The sequence below is a fragment of the Rhodococcus sp. NBC_00297 genome, assembly GCF_036173065.1.
Lineage (GTDB): Bacteria > Actinomycetota > Actinomycetes > Mycobacteriales > Mycobacteriaceae > Rhodococcoides.
This window is the reverse complement of sequence record NZ_CP108041.1, coordinates 2,503,038-2,525,354: the sequence shown is the minus strand read 5'-3', so window position 1 is coordinate 2,525,354 and position 22,317 is coordinate 2,503,038. Positions and strand designations below refer to the sequence as shown.

Below are 22,317 nucleotides of genomic sequence, written 5' to 3'. Positions count from 1 at the left end.
CGGGTCGTGGCTGGGGATCGGCGAGTCCGGGCGTGGGGCAGAACGGACGCGACAGAAGTTTTGCACGACCCACCGACACCGTTCGACGCACCGAGTCCTGCCACCTAGCCTCGATCGGATGAGACTGCCCTTTCCGTCACCGGCGCGAGATCGAGTACGACGCAATCGGCGCATCCCGCTCACCAACCGGCTGCGGCGCTACCGCAGGCACCAGATCGGCGACTGGACCTACGGCAAGCCCATGGTCGGCTGGGCGGACGGCGGCCGGTTGACCATCGGCAAATACTGCTCCTTCGCACACGGGTCCGTGATACTGCTCGGCGGAGAGCACGATGCCGATGCGGTGAGCACCTACCCGTTCACCGAGGTCTTCCCACCGGCGGACCGCACCCGGCGCGTGGAGCCGCGCACCAAGGGGGACGTCAGCATCGGCCACGACGTGTGGGTGGGCCTCGGCGCCATGATCATGTCGGGAGTGACGATCGGGGACGGGGCGGTCATCGCCGCACGGGCGGTCGTCGTGAAGGACGTGCCGCCCTACACCGTGGTGGGCGGTGTCCCCGCGAAGCCGATCCGACGACGCGCGAGCGAGGAGACGGCCCGCGCACTGCAGGGGATCGCGTGGTGGGACTGGCCGCACAGCGACGTCCTCGCCCGTGCCGCAGACCTGCAGAGCGCGGATCTCGACGGGTTCGTCGCCAAGTACGGCGTCTCCTGACCCGCCTTCCGGTTGCGCCACCACCACCGCGGGTAGCCGTGCCCCATGACTACTGACGAGAGAACCGAAGGCACCGCCCGCGTCGCAGAACTGCTGTCCGACGCGAAGCTCTGCATGTTCACCACCCACGGCACCGACGGCCACCTGAAGGCGAGGCCGATGGCCCTGCAGGAGACGGAGTTCGACGGCGATCTGTGGTTCTTCGCCGCGAACGACTCGAGGAAGGTCGCCGACATCCGTTCCGATCCATCGGTCAACGTGTCGTTCCAGTCGGGCACGTCGTGGGTCTCGCTGTCGGGGCGCGCGAGCGTGGTGCTGGACGACGCGAAGAAGAAGGATCTCTGGAGCCAGGGCGTCGCCGCGTGGTTCGAGAACGGTCCCGAGTCCGACGAGGTCGTCCTCATCCGGGTGGAGTCGGAGGGAGCCGAGTTCTGGTCGGCGCCGGGGTCCAAGGTCTCGACGCTCATCGCGTACGCCAAGTCGCGCATCACGGGCGACAAGCCGGACGTGGGTGACAACGAGAAGGTCGACATGTCGTGACGGATGCACCTCTTCGGTTCCGCGGCCGGGGCGGCTCGTGAAAGTGGCACCGGGGTACCTGTCCCGGGCGTAGCGTTGCGGACCATCACGTGCACGGCCCACCACCGGTGGCGCATCGGAGGGGGAAGGCGAGCGGACATGTCTCAACTGGATTCGACCGAGCATCCGCTGACGGGGAGATCCTCGTCCTCCGACGATCAGGTCTTCCTCATCGACGCGGTCTCCGACGTCGACGTCCACGCGGCCGACGACTGGATCGATCGTCACCACGGTGACGGCCGACCGGAGTCGGTCGTCATGACGGGCAAGGCCCTCGACGAACTCACCGAGCGGGCCGGTGGCGCCGATCCACTCATCACTCCGTTGCGGGTGAGCTGGACCAAGGCTCCGCGTAAGGGATTCGGTCTCCGGGTGGGCCGGGCACGCCGCGGTGAGCCGCGCATCATCGAGGGTGAGCCCGCCTCGTTGTCGGCGCTGCGTGAGCGGTTCGAGGCGACGGCCGGCCGCTCCCTGTCGTCCTACATCGCGCGGCAGGCCAGCCTCACGCTGGACAAGGCCGAGCGTGAGGTCATCGGCAGCGAGTACAAGGTGCCGCGGTTCGTCGTCGAGGAGATGACGGAGCGCTCGCAGTTCCGCGCCGATCTGGCGGAGTTGGCGGCCTCGGTGGACACCCCGGTGTCGGCGGTCAATGCTCGGGTTCACGAGATCCTCGACGAGATGGTGGCCACCGAGAACAAGGGTGCCGTCGAACTCTGGGGCCAGCTCGGTGCCTTCTTCTCGCGGGCCTACCGCGTGGAGGTGGACACCGAGAAGCTCGCCGAGTTGCGCGATCTCGACAAGTCGTTCCCCCTGGTCTTCCTGCCGAACCACCGCTCCTACCTCGACCCGCTTGTTCTGCGCCCCGCCCTGCTCGAGCAGGGCTTCCCGCTCAATCACGTCATGGGCGGCATCAACGTCGGGTTCTGGCCCATCGGCCCGCTCGCGAAGCGCAGCGGTGTGGTGTTGATCCAGCGCAAGTTCTCCGACGCGGTCTACAAGTGGACCCTGCGCCAGTACATGAGCTTCCTGTTGAGCAAGAAGTTCAACCTCGAGTGGTACATCGAGGGCGGCAGGTCTCGCACCGGCAAGCTCCGGCCTCCGCGCTTCGGCCTGCTCACCTACCTCTTCGACGCGCTCGAGAACAGTACGGCGGCCGACGCGTACCTCGTCCCGACGTCCATCACCTACGACCGGTTGCACGAGGTCGGCGAGATGGCGAAGGAGTCGCACGGTGCGACGAAGCAGGCCGAGGGAATCCGGATGGCCATCGGGTACGTCCGCGCCCAGGGCCAGTTACGCGGAACCGTCTACCTGCGGTTCGGGACTCCGATGTCGGCACGGCAGTTCCTCGACGAGTACGACGACAAGCGGGTCGCGGTGCAGCGTGCGGCGCTGGCGGTGTCGCACGCCATCAACGAGTCCACTCCGGTGACGCCGGCGGCGCTGGTGGCGATGGCGATGCTCGGTATCGAGGACCGCGCGCTGAACAAGCGTGAGATGTGGTCGATCATCGAGCCGTTGGCGTCGTACATCCAGCAGCGTGGTCTCCCGACGGCGGGTGGGGTGGATCTGACCGACATCGACGTCATGACGGCCGCTGTTCGCGCGCAGGTCGCGGCCGGTGTGGTGCGGCGCTTCGACGACGGCCCGGAGCCGTTGTTCCTGCTCGCGCAGGACAAGCATCTCGTCGCGTCGTTCTTCCGCAACAACGCCATTCACTTCTTCGTGATGCGGGCGATCGGCGAGTTGGTGGTGTTACGCACCGAGGACTGCCCCACGGGCGAGGTGGCCGCCGACGATCTGTGGAAGTCCGCGCTGGAACTGCGGGACATGCTGAAGTTCGAGTTCTTCTTCGGCGAGAAGCGTGAGTTCGGGGAGCGCCTCGAAGCCGAGGTCGATCTCATCGATCCGCACTGGCGCACCGGTCTCGATCGACCCGGATACGCGCTGAAGTCGTTGCAGTCGCAGCCTTTTCATCTGGCGCACCGGGTACTGCAGCCGATCTTCGAGGCGTACCAGGTGGTGGCCGACCAGCTGCTCACCCTCACACCGGGTGCGAAGTTCGACAAGGTGTCGTTCCTCGACGACTGCCTGGGCGTCGCGCAGTCGCGGCGACTCCGACAGCAGCTCGAGCACAGCGAGGCCATCTCGAACGAGCTCTTCGACACCGCCCTGCAGTTGGCCGACAATCGTGGTCTCCTGTCCACCGAGGACGACGACATCGCTTCCCGCCGTCAGGAATTCGCTGCGGACATCGCGGCGTGGGGACGTGTGAGCAGACGTATCCGCACGATGGTGCACGTGGCCCTCGACTCCGTCGACGGTGCGGACGCACCCGATCGACCAGACAACGCTTCCGGAGGGCACCGGTGACCAGCACTCACCCAGCACACACGTTCCAGGATCTGCTCGACGAGGTCGCACAGGCTCCGAAGGGTCCGGACGTGGTGGCGTTCTTCGATTTCGACGGCACCGTGATCGACGGTTACTCCGCGACCGCCGTGTTCAAGGAACGTCTTCGCCGCTTCGACGTCGACCTGTTCGAGCTGTGGGAGATCAGCAGCGCCGTCGTGGAGATGCGGGTGCGCGGGACCACCGTCGACAACCTGATGGACAAGGCCGTGCACGCGTTGGCCGGCAAGACGCACGACGAGTTGATGGAGCAGGCGCAGCGGCTCTTCCGCTCCGAGATCGCTTCGCAGATCTTTCCTCAGGTCCGCACCCTCGTCGCCGCGCATCGCCGGGCCGGTCACCGCGTCGTGATGTCGACGTCCGCGACCCCGTACCAGGCTCAGCCCGTGGTCGACGACCTCCGCTTCGACGACCTGATCTGCACCCACCCCGAGATCGGGCCGGACGGCGTCCTCACCGGCCTCCTCGACGGCCGGTCGCTGTGGGGTCCGCGCAAGGCCGAGGGGATCGAGGACTGGGCGACGGCCGAGGGCGTCGACACCTCCGTGTGTTTCGGCTACTCCAACGGCATCGAGGACGTCCCGATGCTCGAGGCCGTCGGTCGTCCCGTCGCGCTCAACCCGGACCCCGAACTCGACCGCACGGCGCGTGACCGCGGCTGGTCCCGTGTCCAGCTGCGCAGGCCCACGCGCGGAGCCGATCTGACGTCCACCGTGCGCAGCGTCGCCGCCCTCGGCTCGGTCCTGGCGAGTGCCGGACTGGGTGCGACCCTGGGCGTGCTCAGCGGCAGCCGCCGAGTGGGCGCCAACGTCACCAACGCCGTCGCACCGGAGGTCGCTCTGGCCCTCACCGGCATCACGGTGAACGTGGTGAACGAGGAGAACGCCTGGAGCCACCGACCGGCGGTGTTCCTGTTCAACCATCAGTCCACGATGGACATGATCGTCGTCGCCCGTGTCCTGCGTCGGGACATCACGGCCGTCGCGAAGAAGGAACTGAGCCGCGACCCCCGGTTCGCCCCCCTCGGGGCTCTCTTCGACGTGGCCTACGTCGACCGATCGAACAACGCCGCGGCGCGCGAAGCGATGAAGCCGGCCATCGACAAGCTCCACAGCGGCGTGTCGGTGGCCGTGGCCCCGGAGGGCACCCGCATGCCGACGGAGCGGTTGGGGCGCTTCAAGAAGGGCGGGTTCCATCTGGCCATGGCGGCCGGGGTCCCGGTGGTTCCCCTGATCCTCCAGGGAGCGGGCGACGTGATGTGGAAGTCCTCGTTCACTGCGCACTCCGGCACCGTCACCGTCACTGTGGGAGAACCGATCCCGACGACGGACTGGACGGCGGAGACACTGGACGAGCACATCGCGGAGGTCCGGGCGGTCTACGAGCGGACTCTCGACCATGCCTGACCAGGGCCCACCGGACGCCGGCCGGCCCACCTTCCGGCAGAACGAGGTCGAACAGACTCTGCTGGGAGAGGAACCCACGTACACCCGCGATCAGGTCGCCGAGCTGGCGAACGTGGATCTCGAACGCGCGCAGCAACTGTGGATCGCCATGGGCTTCCCGGTGAGCCCGGATCCGGACGCCGTCATGTTCACCGATGCCGACATCGAGGCGCTGCGCCTGCTCACGACACTCGTCGACGAGAACGTCGTCGAGAAGTCGATGGAGGTGGCGGTCGCGCGGACGCTGGGGCAGTCGATGTCACGACTGGCCGAGTGGCAGGTGGGCGTCGTCAACTCCTACATCCGCTCGCGCATCGCTGCCGACGCCGCCGATCCGGACGCCATTCGATCGGAGTCCCGGGTCACCGCCGCGGACACGGTGCCCACCATGGAGAAACTGCAGAACTACGTGTGGCGGCGCCATCTCGCCGCGGTGGCCGGGCGCGCACTGTCCGTCGAGTCGAGCGGGGAGACCGACACGGTGCTCGCGGTCGGCTTCGCGGACATGGTCGGCTACACCTCGCTCACCCGTCGACTCGATGTCTCCGAGCTGACCTCGCTGCTCGAGGAGTTCGAGTCGGTGGCCACGACGATCATCGCCCGCGGCCACGGATCGGTGGTGAAGAACGTCGGCGACGAGGTGATGTTCCAGACCACCGACCCCCGGGACGCGGCACGGATCGCCCTGGAGCTGCACGACGCCTTCGCCGACCGGGACGACGTTCCCGCGCTGCGCGTCGGCATCGCCGTGGGTCCGGTGCTCGCCCGCTTCGGCGACCTGTACGGGTCCGTGGTCAACATGGCCGCCCGCCTGACCAGCAACGCGCACCCCGGCACGGTGCTGGTGGACAGCGAGACGGCCGACGCGCTGTCGGGCGAGGACGAGTTCTACCTCAAGTCGCTACGCCCCCTGCGGGTGCGCGGTTTCAGCAAGCTACGCACCTACGCGCTGCGTCGCAATCGCGATCACCAGCGGGAAGGATCGCGCGACACCGAGCGTTGACGTCAGGTGGTGACGGATGCGCTGCTCACTCCGACCCGCCTGTGGACACCCCGGCGGGTGATGATCACCAAGTCGGCCGCCGAACTGCCACACACCGCCGAGATCGTGCGGCGGTGCGAGGCGGCGGGTGTGTCGGAGATCGACGTCCTCCCGGCGGATCGCCTCACGGGGCTGCGCGGCGAGTCCGAGCGGGAGACCTACGCGCGGGCGAAGTCGACGCTCGCGGTCGTGGTCGCTCCGCCCAGTGCACTGAAGCCGCAACCCATCCCACCCAGCGCCGACTGGCGCATCGACCTGGCGAAGGGCTGCCCGGCGCACTGCCAGTACTGCTACCTCGCCGGCTCGCTGTCGGGCCCACCTGTCACTCGGGTGTACGCCAATCTCGACGACGTCCTGGCCCCGATCGCGACGCATGTCGGCCGCGGCACCATCACCAGCGGCACCGCCGAGCGTGGACACGAGGGCACCACCTTCGAGATGTCCTGCTACACCGACCCTCTCGGCATCGAGCACGTCACCGGATCACTGGCCGCCGCCATCTCGCGGGTCGGCGCCGGCGAGTTCGGACCCGGCGCCTCCCTCCGCTTCACGACCAAGTTCGACGATGTCACCGAGTTGGTCGGCCTCGACCACGGCGGGCGTACCCGGGTGCGACTGTCGGTCAACGCCCGCGACATCGGGAACCGTTTCGAGGGCGGCACGGCTCGGATGCCCGCCCGCATCGCGGCGCTGCGTGCGCTGGCGCAGGCGGGGTACCCGGTGGGCGTGACCATCGCTCCGATCATGCCCGTGCCCGGCTGGCGCGAGCAGTACGGCGAGCTCCTCGCCGACATCGCGGCGGCGCTGGCCGACGTCCCGGACGTCGACCTCACCGCCGAGATCATCACGCACCGGTTCACTCCGTCGAGCAAGGACGTGCTGCTGAGCTGGTACCCGGCCACGAAGCTCGAGATGGACGAGGACTCGCGCTCGGCCAAGCGCTCGAAGTTCGGGGGCGTCAAGTACGTCTACCCGAAGGACACCATGGCGGAGATGAAGAGCTGGTTCACCGAGGAACTACGGGACGTCCTGCCCGCGGCGCAGCTCCTGTACTGGACCTGACGTGCCGGAGGGGGACACGGTCCACGCGCTCGCAGCACGTCTGCGGGCGGCGCTGGACGGCCGGGAACTGGCCGAGGGCCGCCTGAACGTCCCCGCACATGCGACGGAGAACCTCGCGGGACGCACGATCCAACGGCACCGGACGCACGGCAAACACCTGCTCACCGATCTCGACGGCGACCTGACGCTCCACACGCATCTGAAGATGACCGGATCGTGGACCGTCACCGCCCCCGGCCGACGACTGCCCCGTCGCCTCGATCCCGACGTGCGCGTGCGGCTGGCCGTGCGCGACGGGCCCACCGCGTACGGGCTGCTGCTCCCGGTGGTCGAGTTCTTCACCACTCGCGACGCCGACGCGGCGCTGTCGTATCTCGGCCCCGATCCGCTGCACGACGACTTCGACGCCGCGCAGGCGGCGGCGAACATCGCGCGGGACCCGCGCCCGATCGTCGCGGTACTGCTCGATCAGCGCGTCATGGCCGGTCCGGGCAACCTGTGGGCCAACGAACTGTGTTTCCTTCGTGGTCTCGGGCCGTGGGTGCCGGCGTGCGACGTGGATGCCACTCGACTGGTCGCCCTCACTCGCAAGGCGATGCGCCACTCGGTGTCCACCCCGCGGGCCATGCAGGTGACCACCGGAGACACCCGGCCAGGTCGGCAGCACTGGGTGGCGGGTCGCGCGGGCAAGCCGTGCCTGCGATGCGGCACCACCGTCCGCGTGGTCGCCGAGGTGCCGGGAGATCCGGAACGACGGCGGACCTGGTGGTGCCCGCACTGCCAGCCGGGGCCGGAGCGGCCGTGATCCGGTGCAGCCGACCGTGCTGTACCCGGTTCACTGCACCGGATCCGATCCACGGAACTGCCGCGGAGGCGCGCGCGTCCAGTGCGAGATGATCGAGAGACTGCTGGCCGAGCAGGACGGGGTGGTGACCACCGCGCAGGCCCGCACCGCCGGACTCACCCCCGAGGCCATCGAGTGGCGCGTCCACACCGGCCGCTGGCGGCGCACGAGTCGCGGAGTGTTCTTCGCCGTCGACCGACCGTTCACCGACGACGCGCGGATCCGGTGCGCGGTGTGGTCCACGAGTACGGGCGCGCTGTCCGGTCCTGCAGCCGCGTACTGGTATCGCATGCTTCCGCGGGCCCCGGAGACGATCGAGGTGACCGTGCCCCGGACAGGCTCCGGTCGCGGAATCACCGGCGTCCGGGTGCGCCGGCGCGACCTGCCGAGCATCGACGTCGTGATCGTGCGCCGTGTCCTCGTGACGAGGACGCCGCTGACCGTTCTGGAGGCGTCCACGGTGCTGGGCCCCGAGGTCATGGATCGCGCCCTGCAGAAGACGATGACCCTCGACCATCTCCGACGAGCGCACGCTCGCAACCCCGGACGTCGCGGGTACGTGCGAGCGGAGCAGCTCCTGCGCGCCGCCGAGGGCGGTGCCCGGTCCGAGGCCGAACGGCTGTTCCGCAGGATCATGAGATCCGCACACATCACCGGACTGCGGGTGAACCTGCCGTACTCGGGCTACATCCTCGACTTCGCGTTCCCGCACGCCAGGGTCTGCGTGGAGATCGACGGGTGGGCCTTCCACTCGGACAGCGCCGCGTTCCACCGCGACCGGATCCGGCAGAACGTCCTCAGCAGGGAGTGGACGGTGTTGCGGTACACGTGGCGGGACCTCGTCGAACGGCCCGACGAGGTGGCGGCCGAGGTGCGACGCTTCGTCACCGGATGATCCGGTGCAGCTACCCGTGCTCTCCACGGTTCACTGCACCAGATCCGGTCCGGACCGGCGGATGTGGCACAGTTGTCAGCCGGGCGCGCCACCGGACGAGAGAGACGAAGATGCAGTATCAGTCGACGCGGGGTCACAACCTGCCCCAGCACTTCTCGGACATCCTCCTCGGCGGCCTGGCCCCCGACGGTGGTCTCTACCTGCCTGCCGAGTACCCGCAGCTGACCGCCGACGAGCTCGAGTCGTTCCGCTCACTGTCCTACGCCGACCTCGCCTTCGAGGTGCTCTCGAAGTTCGCCGACGACATTCCCGCGGAGGACCTCCGCGACATCACGCGCCGGACGTACACCGCCGAGGTCTACTCGAACGGCCGGCCCGGCGACGACACGTCACTCATCACCCCGCTGCGTCCACTCGGCGAGGAGCAGGGCACCTCGCTCCATCTCCTGAGCCTGTCCAACGGCCCGACGCTGGCATTCAAGGACATGGCGATGCAGTTGTTGGGCAACCTGTTCGAGTACTCCCTCGCGGGCAGCGGCGAGGAGCTCAACATCCTGGGCGCCACATCGGGTGACACCGGCAGCGCCGCCGAGCACGCGATGCGCGGCAAGAAGAACATCCGCGTCGTCATGCTGAGCCCGCACGGCCGGATGAGCAGTTTCCAGCGGGCACAGATGTTCAGCCTGCAGGACGAGAACATCGTGAACCTCGCGGTCGAGGGGAATTTCGACGACTGCCAGGACATCGTCAAGGCCGTCTCCAAGGACGCCGAGTTCAAGGCGCACCACGCCATCGGCACCGTCAACTCGATCAACTGGGGTCGAGTCGTCGCGCAGGTCGTCTACTACGTGCACGGGTGGCTCCTCGCGACGGACGGGCCGGGCCGGCGCGTGTCGTTCTCGGTGCCGTCCGGCAACTTCGGCAACGTGTGCGCCGGGCACATCGCCCGGTGCATGGGCCTGCCGATCGACCAGCTCGTCGTCGCGACCAACGAGAACGACGTCCTCGACGAGTTCTTCCGCACGGGTGTCTACCGTCCCCGCGCGGCCGCCGAGACCCACCACACCTCGAGCCCCAGCATGGACATCTCCAAGGCGTCCAACTTCGAGCGCTTCCTCTACGACCTCGTCGATCAGGACGCGGTCCGGCTCGGTGAGCTGTTCCGCGCGCTCGACACCGACGGCGGCTTCGACTTCTCCGGTACTCCCGAGTTCGATCGCATCCAGGAGTTCGGCTTCGTGTCCGGCCGCAGCACGCACGCGAACCGCGTCGAGACCATCCGCGACGTGGCCGAGCGCTACGGCGTGACCATCGACCCGCACACCGCCGACGGCGTGAGTGTCGCCCGCCGGAACCTGCGCGAGGGCGTGCCCATGATCGTGCTCGAGACCGCGTTGCCCGCGAAGTTCGCGGACATCGTGCGGGAGGCACTGGGAACCGAACCCGAGCGTCCGCCGGCGTTCGAGGGCATCGAGGACCTGCCGCAGCGCTTCGATGTCGTCCCCGCGGACGTCGATCGCGTGAAGGACGTCATCGTGGAGCACACCGGTCGTTAGAGTCGAGCGATGTCGATACGACTCGAGAACGTCGGGATCGCGGTACGCGACCTCGACGAGGCCATCGCGTTCTTCACCGATCTGGGTCTGACACTCCTCGGCCGTGACACGGTCCAGGGCGAGTGGGCCGACACGGCGGTGGGTCTGGACGGCAATCACGCCGACATCGCGATGCTGCAGACGCCGGACGGGGCGGGCCGCATCGAGCTGTTCCAGAACCGCCATCCCACCATGATCGAAACGGAACCGACGCTCCCGCATCAGATCGGCATGCACCGCATCGCCTTCGAGGTCGACGACCTCGAGCAGGCTCTGGCAGTGGCCGCTCGGCACGGCTGCCACCCGTTGCGCGGTGTCGCGAACTACGAGGGTGTCTATGCACTGACCTACGTGCGCGGACCCAGCGGCATCATCGTCATGTTCGCTCAGAAGCTCGGGGCCTGATCACCCGGTGCTCTTGATCTCCTGGTGGTAGGTCTGCATGGCGTCGGTAAGAGCTCCGAACACACGGTGCGCCGCAGCGAGATCCGTGTCCGGCAGCGCGGACAGCGACTCGTGGACGTGCTGTCCGAGCGGGCCGAAGAACTGCCGTGCGACGTCCATTCCCGGCTCGTCGTAGCGGAGGATGACCCGCCGTCGGTCCCGCGTGTCGGGTTCGCGGCGGATGTGACCCGACGCGATCATCCGCTCCACCAGATACGTCATGGCGGCGGAGGAGAGTCCGAGGAGAGAGCCGAGCTCGCCCGGCGACACCGGACGTCCACCGACATCGGCGACCATGATGTGCAGTAGGGCTCGGAAGTCGTTCGCGCTGAGGTGGTGTCGAGAGCCGAACACACGGCCGAGCTGATCCGACTCGGCTGTCATGGCGCGCATGTCGGCGGCGATCGTGGATTCGAGATCGCGCCGGGCACCGTCGGCGTCGGTCGCGTCGGACCGCTCCGACCGTTCGTGTGCTGACACAGATTCTCCTTCGAAAACTCGGGTGTCAGCGTACTCGCCGGACCTCCGAGCAATGTCTCAGTTGCTTAACGATCAACTAACTGAGACACTTTTCCGGTGAGCGACAACTCTGTGTGGAACCGCGTGGCCGGCCTCGTCTCGGGGCCTCGGTCCTGGATCGTCGCCCTGCTCGTCGTCCTTGCCGCCGGCGCGCTCATCGGCGGCGTCGGGAGCAACTCCGCCGCCGAGAGTTCGCCGACATCGCTCCCCTCGGACGCGGAATCGGCACGGGTCGACGCCCTGCTCGAGGAATTCCCCGACTCCGACCTCTCGCCAGTGATCCTCGTGGTGACGCGCGCCGACGGCGGCGCCCTGTCCGAACAGGACCTCGCCGACGTCGCTGCCGCGAGGATGCGGATGAACGGTGTCGAGCGCGGGGTGGACGCGGGTGCGCCCGACGCCCCGGTCGTTCCCGCACCCGACGGCGAGGCGGCCATCGCCCCCGTCCAGGTGTCGACGTCGGAGTCCGGAACGGGACTGGCCGATCTGGTCACCGAGCTGCGCACCTCTGCCACCGACGGCCTCCCCGACGGGTTGACGGCGCAGGTCACGGGCGGTCCCGCGTTCGCCGCCGACATCGCCGACTCCTTCTCCGGGGCCAATGTCACGCTGCTCGGCGTCACCGCGCTGGTGGTGGCCCTGCTGCTGATCGCCACGTACCGGTCACCGGTTCTCTGGCTCGTGCCGCTCGCCGTCGTGGGCTTCGGTGACCGGGTCGCCTCGACGGTCGGCACCGCAGTGTCCGGGCTCACCGGGCTCTCGTTCGACGGCAGCACCTCGGGCATCACCAGCGTCCTGGTGTTCGGCGCCGGGACCAACTACGCGCTGCTGCTCATCTCCCGGTACCGCGAGGAACTGCGCCGCGAGAGCGACCACCGGGTCGCCCTCCACCATGCCGTGCGACGCGCCGGCCCGGCCATCGTGGCGAGCAACGCGACGGTGGTGCTCGCGCTCCTGACGCTGCTGCTGGGCACTCTGCCGAGTACGCGCAGCCTGGGCGGTCTGGCCGCGGCCGGTCTCGTGGTCGCCGCCGTCTTCGTGCTCTTCGTTCTTCCGCCACTGCTCTCGCTGTTCGGCCGGAAGCTGTTCTGGCCGTTCGTTCCTCGCGTGGGCGATCCCGAGCCGACGGACAAGGGCGTGTTCTTCCGCGTCGCCAACGCCGTCGGTCGTCGACCCGGCCGCGCCGCGGCGGTGTCGCTGGTCGCGCTGGCCGTCTGCATTCTCGGCCTCGTCGGAACGAACGTGGGCCTGTCGCAGACCGAGCAGTTCCGCGTCACCGCCGAATCCGTCACCGGCATCGACACGCTCGCCGAGCACTTCCCGGCGGGGCAGTCAGATCCGACCGTCGTCGTCGCCCGGACCGCGGCGGCCTCGGAGGTCGAGGCAGCGCTGCAGGACACCGACGGCGTGGTGTCGGTGTCCCGAACTGCGGACTCCCGGCCCGGCACCTCAAACACCGGTCTCACCGAGTGGTCCGTCGTGCTCGACGCGGAACCGTCCTCCGACGGCGCGTTCGCCGCGGTCGAGAACCTGCGTGCATCTGTCGCTCCGATCACGGGTGCCGACGCTCTGGTGGGCGGCAGCGATGCGCAGGCGCTGGACACGTCCGATGCCGCAGCTCGCGACCGCCTGGTGATCATCCCGGTGATCCTGCTGGTGGTTCTGCTGGTGCTGTTCGTTCTGCTCCGGTCGGCCCTCGCACCCCTGGTGCTCGTGGCCACGACGGTGCTCAGCACGCTGGCGGCTCTGGGCATCGGCAGCTGGGCCAGCGAGAACATCTTCGGCTTCCCCGCCCTCGGCGACAACGTGCCGCTGTTCGGGTTCCTGTTCCTCGTGGCCCTGGGTGTGGACTACACGATCTTCCTCGTCACCCGGGCACGTGAGGAGACACCGTCGTACGGGACGCGGACGGGCATCGTGCGCGCCGTCGCGTCGACGGGCGCGGTCATCACCAGTGCGGGCATCGTGCTCGCCGCGGTGTTCACCGTGCTGGGCGTCCTGCCACTCATTCTGCTCACGCAGCTCGGGATCGTCGTGGGCCTCGGCATCCTGCTCGACACCTTCGTGGTCCGCACGATCGTGATTCCGGCCCTGTTCACCCTGATCGGTCCCCGCATCTGGTGGCCGACCGAACTCGACCCGCACTCCGAAGACAGTCCGAACGCCACGAAAGAAGGAGTCACCTCATGATCCGCAGCATCATCCGCACGGCAGTCGCCGGAGCGTTGGTCACCGGAGCTCTGCTCGCCGGCGGCAGCGCCGCGTCCGCGCAGCCCCTGTTCGAGCCGCTGCAGCCCATCGCTCAGCTGGACGTCCAGCGCTACGCGGGTGACTGGTGGCAGATCGCGGCCGTCCCGCAGCCGTTCAACCTGAACTGCGCCAAGGACACCCGGGCCAACTACCAGGTGCTCGACCCCAGCAACGTGCGCGTGCAGAACAACTGCACCCGCTGGGACGGCGGAGCCAACGAGATCATCGGCAACGCCCGGGTGAACGATCCGGTCACGCAGGCGCAGCTGCACGTGAGCTTCCCCGGTGTGCCCACCCAGGACAATCCCGAGGGTCCCACCAACTACATCGTCACCTACATCGCCGACGACTACTCGTGGGCGCTGGTGGGCGACCCGTTCCGCACGTCCGGCTTCGTCCTGTCGAGGTCGCCGCAGGTGAGTGCCGATCAGTGGAAGCAGATCCGGAGCGTCGTCGAGAGCCGCGGCTACAACGCCTGCCTGCTGTTGACGTCGCCGACCACTCAGGGCAGCAACGAGATCCGCCCGCTCTGCACCGTCTGACCTCCGCCACCGCTCACCGTTCGGCTCAGCTGGGTCGAACGGTGAGCACCGGCACCGGTGACGTCATCAGCAGACGCTGACTGACGCTGCCCAGCAACGCCTTTCCCACCCGACTGCGCTTCTTGATCCCGATCACGAGTCGCGTCACCTCCGGGTGCGCCTCGATCTCGTCGATCACCGCGATCACCGGGTCGCGGTCCTCGCGCCCCGCCCGGTCGATCACTCGCACCGCCACGTCACCGCCCACGTCGCTCGTGTCGAGCGCGCCGAGGGTCAGGTTCACCGCGATCACGTCGGTCTCGAGCATGCGCGCCTCCGACACCGCCTCCGACAGTGCGTGTCGGCCCTCGTCGCTGTCGGTCACTGCCACCAGTACTGCCATGATGTCTCGCCGTCCTTCTCGAAGTGGGGTGATCGTGTCAGGAGTACTCGCGGCGGAACCGGGCCTCGAGTTCCTCCAGGCTCTGACCGCGGGTCTCCGGCACCTGCGTGATGATGAAGACCAGGGCCAGTATGCCCAGTCCGACGAAGATGAAGAACGTCGGCGCGATGCCGAGCGCGTCGACCACCGGCGGGAAGGCCAGTGCAACGGCAGCATTGGCGATCCACAGCATGAACACGCAGACACCGATGGCGAAGCTGCGGATCTTGAGCGGGAAGATCTCTGCGAGCATCAACCAGACCAGCGGCCCGATCGTGCCCTGCATGCAGAAGACGAAGAGCACGACGAAGACGAGGATGAAGTATGCCTTGGCGGTGCCGTCCGGCAGCAGCAGTGCGGACAGTCCGACCAGGAGATGGAAGAGCGTCGTCAGTGAGAAGCCCGCGATCAGCATCGTTCGGCGATCGATCCGATTCATGATGAGCAGGCCGACCGTGATGCCGAGGACGCTGAAGAGGCCGTTGAGCGTGTTCGCGATGATGGCGGAGCTGCTCGAGAATCCGGCGTCGCCGAGGAGCTGGGTGCCGTAGTACATCACCGAGTTGATGCCCGTGAACTGTTGGAAAACACCGAGTCCCACACCGATGTAGATCAACCGTCGGATCCACCGCACCGACAGGTCGGCCGCGCCGCCGGTCTGCGAGAGCTTCTCCTCCTCGGCCAGCGCGTGCACCTCGGCCATCTCGGCCTCCGCACGCTCGGGGGACCGCACCTGCTTCAGCACCGCCAGGGCGTCGTCGTCCCGGCCCTGCGAGACGAGCCAGCGCGGACTCTCGGGCATCCGCAGCATGCCGAAGAACAGTGCGAACGCGGGCAACACGGCGACCAGCAGCATGTAGCGCCAGACGGAGTCGTGCTCGCCCCAGATGTTGAAGATGAGGGCGTTGATCACGAAGGCCGCGAACTGGCCGCTGACGATCATGACCTCGTTGCGCGTCACCAGGGAACCGCGGCGCTCGAACGGTGAGACCTCCGAGAGGTACACCGGCACGGTCGCGGACGCTCCGCCGACCGCGAGGCCGAGGATGAAGCGGAACACCGCCAGCACCTCCCACGACGGGGCGAAAACGCAGCCCAGAGTGCCGAGGACGAAGATGCCGGCCAGCATCAGGATGTTGTGCCGACGGCCGTACTTGTCCGACAGTCGGCCCCCGACCAGTGCGCCGATGGCCGCCCCGAAGATGAGGATGCTGACGACGAAGCCCTCGGTGAAGGCCGTGAGCGACAGGTCCTCCTTCAACGGCTCCAGCGCGCCGTTGATGACGCCCGTGTCGTATCCGAACAGCAGGCCACCGAAGGTCGCCACCACGGCGATGACGCCGAGGCGACGCGAGTGGGGACCGGGTGCGTCCGGCGGTAGTGCACTTCCCGTGCTGCTGACTTGCGAAGACATGACATCCCATCGTCGGCGTGGCGGGTCCGAGCCGCCCAGCGACGCTCGAACCATGTCTGTATGTCTTAACATAGTTTCCGCGCCCTGAGAAGTGGATCACATCATTTTCCCCTCGACACCGATGTATCTCTCAGTTGTTCAACTATTCAGAATCTGAGATGATCGGTCCGGCGATCCACGTCGAGAAGGGAGTGCCACCATGTCCGACGAGCCCGAGCGGGACAGCGAGCAACGCGCGTCTCCGTTGTCGTTCGTCCAGTTGTTCTTCGACGCGACGGTCGACACCACGTCGCCGGGACACCTCCCCGACGACGGACCCGACGACGCGGGCACATCGCCCCTGCGCTGATCAGCGATGCGCGAGCCCTGCGTAGAACGCGAGATGAGCGGCCGCGGCGTCGTCCCAACTCGTGCGGGCAGCCAGTGCGCGCCCGGCAGCGGCACGGTCGTCCGACGTCAGAGCGTCCTCGAGTGCGGCAGCCGTCCCCTCCGCGTCGCCGCCGTAGCGCACCGCGTCCCCGAACACCTCGCGGAACACGGGGAGATCCCGCACCACGACGGGAACCGAGGCGGCGAGAGCCTCCATCGCGGCCAGCCCGAAGCCTTCCTTGGTGGAGAGGAACGCGAATGCCGACGCGCCCGCGACGAGAGACGGGAGCACGTCGTGGTCGACGGTGCCGAGCACCCGCGGTACGGGCCCCTCGTCGCCTGTCGACCGACCGGCCTCCGGCCTGCCCGCCAGTTCCGCGAGTCGGGTGTCGAACTCCGCCCGGTACCCCCGGTAGTCGAACAACGTCTCACCGCCGGCGAACACCAGACCCACGTCCGGACACCGCTCTCGAAGCGCGGCGTGGGCCTCGAGCAGGTCGATGCTCCCCTTGCGCGGCTCGATGCCACCGACCGCGAGGACGTATCGGCCGAGACGGGTGCGCCACTCGTCGCCGCGTGCCGCCGCGAACCGAGCATGGTCGACCCCGTTGGGGATGACCGTCGGCGACAGCCCCCATCCCGCACGCACCTCGTCGGCCACGGCGCGCGAGACACAGATGCGGGCGAGGGGCTCGACGACCGCGCGCTCGTGGCAGGCGGCGAGTTCCGGTGTCGTGAACTCCTCGAGGTGGTGGATCGTGCGGACACAGCGTCCGACGGCGTTCGCGGTGATGCAGTCCTGGGCATGCACGACGTCGGCGTCACCCGGGTCGAATGCACTGCGCATCAGTACTATCGACCGCAGGATGCGATCGCCCACCGACTCGTCCTCGCGCGCCGGGAACGGAACGAGACGAACCGTCACCGCGGGATCGATCGCACGGTAGAAGCCCTCGTCGCCGCCGCGCGCCAGGGACCACACCGTCACGTCCGCTCCCGCGCGCGCCAGTGCTTCCGCCAGTTCGACGGTGTGGACCACTCCCCCTCGCGGTTTCGTCGAGTAGGTCAGGAGGGCGACACGCACGTGGTCTCCTTCGATGCCTGTGAGTGGTAGGTGTCCGGTCGTCGTTCGTCGAGGTGACGCAGCACCCGACGGGCCCGGTCCACCTCCGCGTCCACATCGATGTCGCAGCACGCCAGGCCACCCTTGTCTCGCGTCCGGCACAGGACCTCGCCGCCGGGACCGACGATCTTCGCCTGCCCGAGGAAGCGCAGAGATCCCGTCACCCCCGTGTGATTGGACGACAGCAGCACCACCTGATTCTCGGCTGCCCGGGCGGCGTCGTAGAGGTCGAACAGGCGAGACTGTCTGTCGTTGGCCAACTTCGACGCCCTGTCCGTCACACTGGCCGGCCACGCCGACAGCGCCGCGATGATGCGCGCACCGTCCAGAGCCAAGGTGCGCGCCGCCTCGGGGAATGTCTTGTCGTAGTCGATCAGCATGCCCATCCTGCCCACCGGCGTGTCGAACGCCGAGAACCGATCTCCCGCCGCATAGGCCAACGACTCCCCCGCCGGTTGGTGCACCTTTCGATGACGACCCAACACACCGTCGCCCGTGAGGCACACGGCGGCGTTGTAACGGACCAGGGCCGCCCTCTCGGTGTACCCCACGCACACGGTCATCGCACCGGCCGCAGCAGCGATCACCGCGAGCTCGGGTCCGTCCTCGTCGAGCGCCGGCGGCAGCTCCTCGAGATCGGGCCGCGCGAGATCACCGAGGTAACCGCCGAGGCAGGCGTCGGGCAGGACCAACAGGTCGATGCCCCGCTGATGGCCCTGCTCGATGATGCCCACGATCTTCTCGACGGACCGCTCGACGTCACGGCCGAAGTGTCCCGCGAGCGCCGCCGCCCGGATCGGCGCCATCTCGCGGTCAGACCGCCGCGGGCACGCGGGCGCCGACCGCCGGGGACATCTGCTCCGCGAGGTACTCCGCATCCCGTGCCACCGCCGCGAATCGGCCCGAGCCCCAGGTGTTCTGCCACGGCAGACCCAGGAAGTACAGGCCCTCCGCCGCGGTCACACCGCGGGTGTGAGCCGGGTGGCCCTCACCGTCGAACACCCCGACCTTCAGCCAGCGGTAGTCCCGGCGAAAGCCGACGGCCCACACGACGGACGTGACGCCCGCCGCCTCGAGATCGAGCTCGGTGGGTTCCGACTCGGGCCGCCAGACCGGTGTGTAGCGCTCCTCGACGGGAGCGTCGAGTCCCGCCCTGGCGATGTAGGCGTCGATGTCGTTCTTGATGCCCTCCGACACCGCGTCCGCCGCGTCGAGTGACTGTTCGAGTGTCGGCGCGAAACGCAGGACACCGTCCGAACCGACGTCGGTCAACCGCCCGTACAGCCGCATCCCGTCCAGCGCGAAGGCACGCAGGTCGATGTCGCGTCCGCCGTCCCGCCCGGTCACGTAGTGGTTCGTGCTCTCCCGCTTGGAGAGTCCGCCGGCGTGTTCGGAGATCGACACGTCGTACACCCCCATGTCCTGCAGCCACGCGACGCAGTCCCGTCCGCGGTAGAAGCGGGCGACACGAGGCGCGGACCCCGCGACGAGGTGCACCTGCCTGCCCTCGAGGTGCAGATCCTCGGCGATCTGCGCGCCGGACTGCCCGGTACCGACCACCAGGACCCCACCCGGAGGAAGCGCCGCCGCGCTGCGGTACCCCGACGAGTGGATCTGCGTGATCGTCTCCGGCACTCGCTCGGCGAGGCGTGGAATCCACGGGACGTGGTAGCCACCGACGGCCACCACGACCTGATCCGCGGTCATCGACCCGGCGGAGGTCGACACGACGTGGCCGCCGCCGGGTGCCTGCTGCACCGACAGCACCGCGACGTGTTCGCGGACCGGAGCGCCGAACGAGTCGGCGTAGCGACGCACGAAGTCGTACACCAGGTCTCGGGTCATGAATCCGTCGGGATCGTCGCCGTCGTAGGCGTACCCGGGCAGGACGCACTGCCAGTTCGGTGTCACCAGGGTGAAGTTGTCCCACCGCCCGTCCAGCCACTCGTGGGCGATGGTGTCCCGTTCGAGGACGACATGGTCGACACCGCGTCGGGTCAGGTGCCAGCTCATGGACAGCCCCGCCTGGCCCGCGCCGATCACGATCACGGTGTGATGCTCGGTCATCGCGCTCCTCCCAGGTCGAGCACGTGCACGGTGCCGCGGTCGAACGCCGCTGCGGTGGTCTCGATCTCGCGCAGAGTCGCCGCTGCCGAGGTACACGCGAAGCCGTACTTGGCCCGCACCCGGTCACTGGCCTCGGTGAGCGCGAGTCGACTGCGCTGCACGAAGTCGGAGATCTCGTAGCGCGTCCCGACCGTGAGATGGTCACGGACGACGAGTGACGGTGAGTAGCACTGTTGGCGGCACCCGTTGGGCCACTGGACGGTGAAGGTCATCTCAGGCACGGCTCATCACCCGGTCCACCCGAGACATGCTGTCGCCGTCGACGAGGGTCCCGTACACGGACGGACGGCGGTCCCGAAGGTTGTACATGCCACCTCCACGAGCCGCCGCGATCGCCTTCTGCACATCGAGAGTCGCTGTCGCCAGGCCGGGTTCGACGCCCGTGCCGGCGAGGATCTCCCCTCCCGGACCGACGATCTTGGCGCTGCACACGAAGTCCAGCGACCCGAAGGACCCGGCCTGATTGGACGCGATCCACACGACCTGGTTCTCCAGTGCTCGCGCCTGGTCGTAGATGTCGAAGCGCAGCTTCCATCGATCGTCGGCCATGTTCGCAGCGCGACCCGTTCGCGAGGTCGGCCATGCCGACAGCGAGGTGATGATCTCGGCCCCGTCGAGTGCGATCTCCCGCGCCGCCTCGGGAAACGCCTTGTCGTAACAGATCTGCATGCCCATCCGGCCGACCGGGGTGTCGAAGGCGCGGTACTCGGATCCCGCCGAGTAGCAGAGGTTCTCGCCCAGCGGCTGGTGCACCTTGCGGTACGAGCCCAGCACCCCGTCACCGTGCACCGTCACCGCGGCGTTGTACCGCGTGAGACCGTCCGCCTCACAGAAACCGAAGGTCACCACCATGTCCCCGGCCATCGCCGACACTCGCGCGATCTCCGGACCGTCCAGCTCGAGGGCCGGCGGCAGGTTCTGCAGCCGGGTGCGGCGCTTCTCCTCCGACTCGTCTCCGCCTCCCAGACTCGGGAGGTAGCCCCCGAGGCACGCCTCCGGCAGGACCAGCAGCGCGCTGCCGCGTCGCCGTGCTTCCGCGATGGTGCGCTCGATGGTGGCGTACGACTCGTCCATGTCGCGGCCGAAGCGCTCGGACGCCACCGAGAGAGTTACGTCGTTCATGCTGGTCCCAATCCTGTGACTGCGGCGGAGACCGCCGAGGTGGTGGCGCCGTCGGGCCACCGCAAGGTGAATCCCGGCTCCGAGGTGAGGCGGCCGCAGGCGGCCGATGTCGCCGGACCGGCCGGCGGGAGCCGACGTCCGGGGCGGTCCGCGGTGATCATCGCGAACCCGGGGAAGCACGTGATCCATCGGCCGAGGTCGGCACCGCCGGGTCGGGGTATGCGGGCGACGTCGATCTCGGCGCCCGTACCGGATGCCTCGGCCAGCATGCCGACGGTGCCCGCGAGCCCCGCCATGCTGACGTCCTTCGCCGCACGAGGAGCTGCCCGGGCCACGAACGAGCCCATCTCGCGGAGGTCCGACCCGGAGCGTGCGGAGGTCGAATCCCACTGCAGGCCGTGGTAACCGGGTCGCCAGCCGCCCCCGAGGTCGGCGGTGAGACTCAGCTCGTCACCGACCTCACCGCCGCCCGCACGCACCGGCGACGACGTCCGTCCGAGTGCCGTGACCGACAGCGCCGCCGGCACACCCACCTGGGTGTGGCCGCCGAGCACGGGAACCCCCCACGCGTCACTGGCGCGGGCGAGGCCCCGGATCACGCGGGTGAGGAGCGACGTCGTCGGAGCGCCGACGGCGTCCAGCATGCCCACCGGGGTCGCACCCATGGCGGACAGATCGTTCAGATTCACCAGGGCGGCACACCATCCGGCCCACTCCGGGTCGCGCTCGACCATCGAGGGCACGATGGCGTCGCACGCGGCGATGATGTCGGAGCCGGGCACCGGCACTCCGTCGTCGCCTCGGAAACCACTCGCCCCCAACCCCAGTGGCGCAGTGGCCAGGGGCGCCAGCACAGTTGCGAGCACGGCCTTGGTCGACCGGACGAGACGTGCCACCGTGTCGATGGTCCAGCGCATCGTCTCGTGCGGGGCGCCGGCCAGCACGGTGGGGCCGGTGGCGGTCCACCCGAGCGCCGTGAACATCGGGACGTGGCGAGACTGCACGGTGGCGTCGAACCGCACCACCCCGGCCGTCTCCACATGAGCGCAGGCGGCTCGGATCAGAGCGGGTCCCACTGCGCGACTACGCTTCTCCCGCGCGACGACGAGGCGGCTGCCCGACCACCATCCCAGGTCGACGTCCGTGCAGGGAGCCACCCGGACCCCGCCGAGGACGGTGCCGTCGGGGGCGGTCGCGAGAAGGACGACCGCGCGCGGATCGTCGTCGACGCCGTCCCGGTCGGTACCCGAGAACAAGCCCTGCTCGACGACGAACGACTCGCGTCGAAGACGGTGATAGGCGGCGAGATCGGCCGCCGACTCGGCCGGCCGGACGAGGAATGGGGCAGCGCCGACGGTGGGTGCCCCGGTGAGGATCGACAGTTCGGTGCTCAT

Annotated in this window: 22 protein-coding genes; 13 read left to right on the top strand and 9 right to left on the bottom strand. The window is 68.6% G+C overall.

What is annotated here, in order from left to right:
• The first annotated feature begins 118 nt into the window (after positions 1 to 118).
• From OG947_RS12070 to OG947_RS12025, 10 genes are all read left to right on the top strand, one after another.
• Positions 119 to 718: a CatB-related O-acetyltransferase gene (locus tag OG947_RS12070; protein WP_328811932.1), complete on the top strand. Its 600-nt coding sequence runs from the start codon at positions 119 to 121 to the stop codon at positions 716 to 718.
• Between the two features lie 45 nt (positions 719 to 763).
• On the top strand, positions 764 to 1,258 hold the full coding sequence (locus OG947_RS12065; RefSeq protein WP_027506110.1) for a pyridoxamine 5'-phosphate oxidase family protein: 495 nt from the start codon (positions 764 to 766) through the stop codon (positions 1,256 to 1,258).
• Between the two features lie 138 nt (positions 1,259 to 1,396).
• On the top strand, positions 1,397 to 3,670 hold the full coding sequence (locus tag OG947_RS12060; protein ID WP_027506109.1) for a glycerol-3-phosphate 1-O-acyltransferase: 2,274 nt from the start codon (positions 1,397 to 1,399) through the stop codon (positions 3,668 to 3,670).
• On the top strand, positions 3,667 to 5,115 hold the full coding sequence (locus tag OG947_RS12055; protein ID WP_222649919.1) for an HAD-IB family hydrolase: 1,449 nt from the start codon (positions 3,667 to 3,669) through the stop codon (positions 5,113 to 5,115). Before OG947_RS12060 ends, OG947_RS12055 begins: the two co-directional genes overlap by 4 nt.
• Positions 5,108 to 6,157: an adenylate/guanylate cyclase domain-containing protein gene (locus OG947_RS12050; RefSeq protein WP_051613418.1), complete on the top strand. Its 1,050-nt coding sequence runs from the start codon at positions 5,108 to 5,110 to the stop codon at positions 6,155 to 6,157. The genes OG947_RS12055 and OG947_RS12050 overlap by 8 nt, the downstream gene beginning before the upstream one ends.
• 9 nt (positions 6,158 to 6,166) lie before the next feature.
• Positions 6,167 to 7,258, top strand: a complete 1,092-nt coding sequence (locus OG947_RS12045; protein WP_222632262.1) for a spore photoproduct lyase family protein — start codon at positions 6,167 to 6,169, stop codon at positions 7,256 to 7,258.
• Between the two features lies 1 nt (position 7,259).
• The gene (locus OG947_RS12040; protein ID WP_328811931.1) at positions 7,260 to 8,063 is read left to right on the top strand and encodes a DNA-formamidopyrimidine glycosylase family protein; all 804 of its coding nucleotides are present in this window, start codon (positions 7,260 to 7,262) and stop codon (positions 8,061 to 8,063) included.
• A gap of 88 nt (positions 8,064 to 8,151) precedes the next feature.
• Positions 8,152 to 8,997, top strand: coding sequence for a type IV toxin-antitoxin system AbiEi family antitoxin domain-containing protein (locus tag OG947_RS12035; RefSeq protein ID WP_328811930.1), 846 nt, complete (start codon positions 8,152 to 8,154; stop codon positions 8,995 to 8,997).
• A gap of 110 nt (positions 8,998 to 9,107) precedes the next feature.
• Positions 9,108 to 10,553, top strand: coding sequence for a threonine synthase (thrC, locus tag OG947_RS12030; RefSeq protein WP_328811929.1), 1,446 nt, complete (start codon positions 9,108 to 9,110; stop codon positions 10,551 to 10,553).
• A 9-nt stretch (positions 10,554 to 10,562) separates the two neighbouring features.
• The gene (locus tag OG947_RS12025; protein WP_222646389.1) at positions 10,563 to 10,997 is read left to right on the top strand and encodes a VOC family protein; all 435 of its coding nucleotides are present in this window, start codon (positions 10,563 to 10,565) and stop codon (positions 10,995 to 10,997) included.
• Here OG947_RS12025 and OG947_RS12020 read toward each other — a convergent pair whose 3' ends face one another.
• On the bottom strand, positions 10,998 to 11,429 hold the full coding sequence (locus OG947_RS12020) for a MarR family winged helix-turn-helix transcriptional regulator (RefSeq protein ID WP_051613432.1): 432 nt from the start codon (positions 11,427 to 11,429) through the stop codon (positions 10,998 to 11,000).
• Between the two features lie 183 nt (positions 11,430 to 11,612).
• Between OG947_RS12020 and OG947_RS12015 the strand changes: the two genes are divergently transcribed.
• Positions 11,613 to 13,745 carry an MMPL family transporter gene (locus tag OG947_RS12015; RefSeq protein ID WP_231476366.1) on the top strand — a complete coding sequence of 711 codons (2,133 nt, stop codon included), beginning with the start codon at positions 11,613 to 11,615 and terminating at the stop codon, positions 13,743 to 13,745.
• Entirely contained in the window at positions 13,742 to 14,347 is a 606-nt protein-coding gene (locus OG947_RS12010; RefSeq protein ID WP_027506100.1) for a lipocalin family protein, read from the top strand. The genes OG947_RS12015 and OG947_RS12010 overlap by 4 nt, the downstream gene beginning before the upstream one ends.
• A 25-nt stretch (positions 14,348 to 14,372) precedes the next feature.
• Here the strand turns inward: OG947_RS12010 and OG947_RS12005 are convergent, their stop codons facing one another.
• Together OG947_RS12005 and OG947_RS12000 are read right to left on the bottom strand one after the other, a co-directional pair.
• The gene (locus tag OG947_RS12005; protein WP_027506099.1) at positions 14,373 to 14,729 is read right to left on the bottom strand and encodes a universal stress protein; all 357 of its coding nucleotides are present in this window, start codon (positions 14,727 to 14,729) and stop codon (positions 14,373 to 14,375) included.
• A gap of 37 nt (positions 14,730 to 14,766) precedes the next feature.
• On the bottom strand, positions 14,767 to 16,182 hold the full coding sequence (locus OG947_RS12000) for a sugar porter family MFS transporter (RefSeq protein ID WP_328811928.1): 1,416 nt from the start codon (positions 16,180 to 16,182) through the stop codon (positions 14,767 to 14,769).
• Positions 16,183 to 16,381: 199 nt separating this feature from the next.
• Between OG947_RS12000 and OG947_RS11995 the strand changes: the two genes are divergently transcribed.
• Entirely contained in the window at positions 16,382 to 16,531 is a 150-nt protein-coding gene (locus tag OG947_RS11995; protein WP_222637918.1) for a hypothetical protein, read from the top strand.
• Here the strand turns inward: OG947_RS11995 and OG947_RS11990 are convergent, their stop codons facing one another.
• From OG947_RS11990 to OG947_RS11965, 6 genes are read right to left on the bottom strand one after another with little or no spacing between them, the layout of a single operon-like run.
• Positions 16,532 to 17,635, bottom strand: coding sequence for an MSMEG_0565 family glycosyltransferase (locus tag OG947_RS11990; protein ID WP_328811927.1), 1,104 nt, complete (start codon positions 17,633 to 17,635; stop codon positions 16,532 to 16,534).
• A complete protein-coding gene (locus OG947_RS11985) occupies positions 17,617 to 18,480 on the bottom strand; it encodes a carbon-nitrogen hydrolase family protein (protein WP_056441078.1) in 864 nt (287 codons plus the stop codon). Before OG947_RS11985 ends, OG947_RS11990 begins: the two co-directional genes overlap by 19 nt.
• A 7-nt stretch (positions 18,481 to 18,487) precedes the next feature.
• Complete coding sequence (locus OG947_RS11980) at positions 18,488 to 19,741, bottom strand: MSMEG_0569 family flavin-dependent oxidoreductase (RefSeq protein ID WP_328811926.1); 1,254 nt, start codon at positions 19,739 to 19,741, stop codon at positions 18,488 to 18,490.
• Positions 19,738 to 20,022, bottom strand: a complete 285-nt coding sequence (locus OG947_RS11975) for an MSMEG_0570 family nitrogen starvation response protein (protein ID WP_307097080.1) — start codon at positions 20,020 to 20,022, stop codon at positions 19,738 to 19,740. The genes OG947_RS11980 and OG947_RS11975 overlap by 4 nt, the downstream gene beginning before the upstream one ends.
• Positions 20,015 to 20,923, bottom strand: coding sequence for a carbon-nitrogen hydrolase family protein (locus OG947_RS11970; RefSeq protein WP_328811924.1), 909 nt, complete (start codon positions 20,921 to 20,923; stop codon positions 20,015 to 20,017). The genes OG947_RS11975 and OG947_RS11970 overlap by 8 nt, the downstream gene beginning before the upstream one ends.
• A complete protein-coding gene (locus tag OG947_RS11965) occupies positions 20,920 to 22,317 on the bottom strand; it encodes an MSMEG_0567/sll0787 family protein (RefSeq protein ID WP_328811923.1) in 1,398 nt (465 codons plus the stop codon). Before OG947_RS11965 ends, OG947_RS11970 begins: the two co-directional genes overlap by 4 nt.

What these genes read in the sequence shown, in the direction of transcription:
- OG947_RS12070 (WP_328811932.1), top strand. Translation starts at nt 119, where the DNA reads ATGAGACTGCCCTTTCCGTCACCGGCGCGAGATCGAGTACGACGCAAT.
- OG947_RS12065 (WP_027506110.1), top strand. Translation starts at nt 764, where the DNA reads ATGACTACTGACGAGAGAACCGAAGGCACCGCCCGCGTCGCAGAACTG.
- OG947_RS12060 (WP_027506109.1), top strand. Translation starts at nt 1,397, where the DNA reads ATGTCTCAACTGGATTCGACCGAGCATCCGCTGACGGGGAGATCCTCG.
- OG947_RS12050 (WP_051613418.1), top strand. Translation starts at nt 5,108, where the DNA reads ATGCCTGACCAGGGCCCACCGGACGCCGGCCGGCCCACCTTCCGGCAG.
- OG947_RS12035 (WP_328811930.1), top strand. Translation starts at nt 8,152, where the DNA reads ATGATCGAGAGACTGCTGGCCGAGCAGGACGGGGTGGTGACCACCGCG.
- thrC (WP_328811929.1), top strand. Translation starts at nt 9,108, where the DNA reads ATGCAGTATCAGTCGACGCGGGGTCACAACCTGCCCCAGCACTTCTCG.
- OG947_RS12025 (WP_222646389.1), top strand. Translation starts at nt 10,563, where the DNA reads ATGTCGATACGACTCGAGAACGTCGGGATCGCGGTACGCGACCTCGAC.
- OG947_RS12020 (WP_051613432.1), bottom strand. Translation starts at nt 11,429, where the DNA reads ATGCGCGCCATGACAGCCGAGTCGGATCAGCTCGGCCGTGTGTTCGGC.
- OG947_RS12010 (WP_027506100.1), top strand. Translation starts at nt 13,742, where the DNA reads ATGATCCGCAGCATCATCCGCACGGCAGTCGCCGGAGCGTTGGTCACC.
- OG947_RS12005 (WP_027506099.1), bottom strand. Translation starts at nt 14,729, where the DNA reads ATGGCAGTACTGGTGGCAGTGACCGACAGCGACGAGGGCCGACACGCA.
- OG947_RS12000 (WP_328811928.1), bottom strand. Translation starts at nt 16,182, where the DNA reads ATGTCTTCGCAAGTCAGCAGCACGGGAAGTGCACTACCGCCGGACGCA.
- OG947_RS11995 (WP_222637918.1), top strand. Translation starts at nt 16,382, where the DNA reads ATGTCCGACGAGCCCGAGCGGGACAGCGAGCAACGCGCGTCTCCGTTG.
- OG947_RS11985 (WP_056441078.1), bottom strand. Translation starts at nt 18,480, where the DNA reads ATGGCGCCGATCCGGGCGGCGGCGCTCGCGGGACACTTCGGCCGTGAC.
- OG947_RS11980 (WP_328811926.1), bottom strand. Translation starts at nt 19,741, where the DNA reads ATGACCGAGCATCACACCGTGATCGTGATCGGCGCGGGCCAGGCGGGG.
- OG947_RS11970 (WP_328811924.1), bottom strand. Translation starts at nt 20,923, where the DNA reads ATGAACGACGTAACTCTCTCGGTGGCGTCCGAGCGCTTCGGCCGCGAC.
- OG947_RS11965 (WP_328811923.1), bottom strand. Translation starts at nt 22,317, where the DNA reads ATGAGCACCGAACTGTCGATCCTCACCGGGGCACCCACCGTCGGCGCT.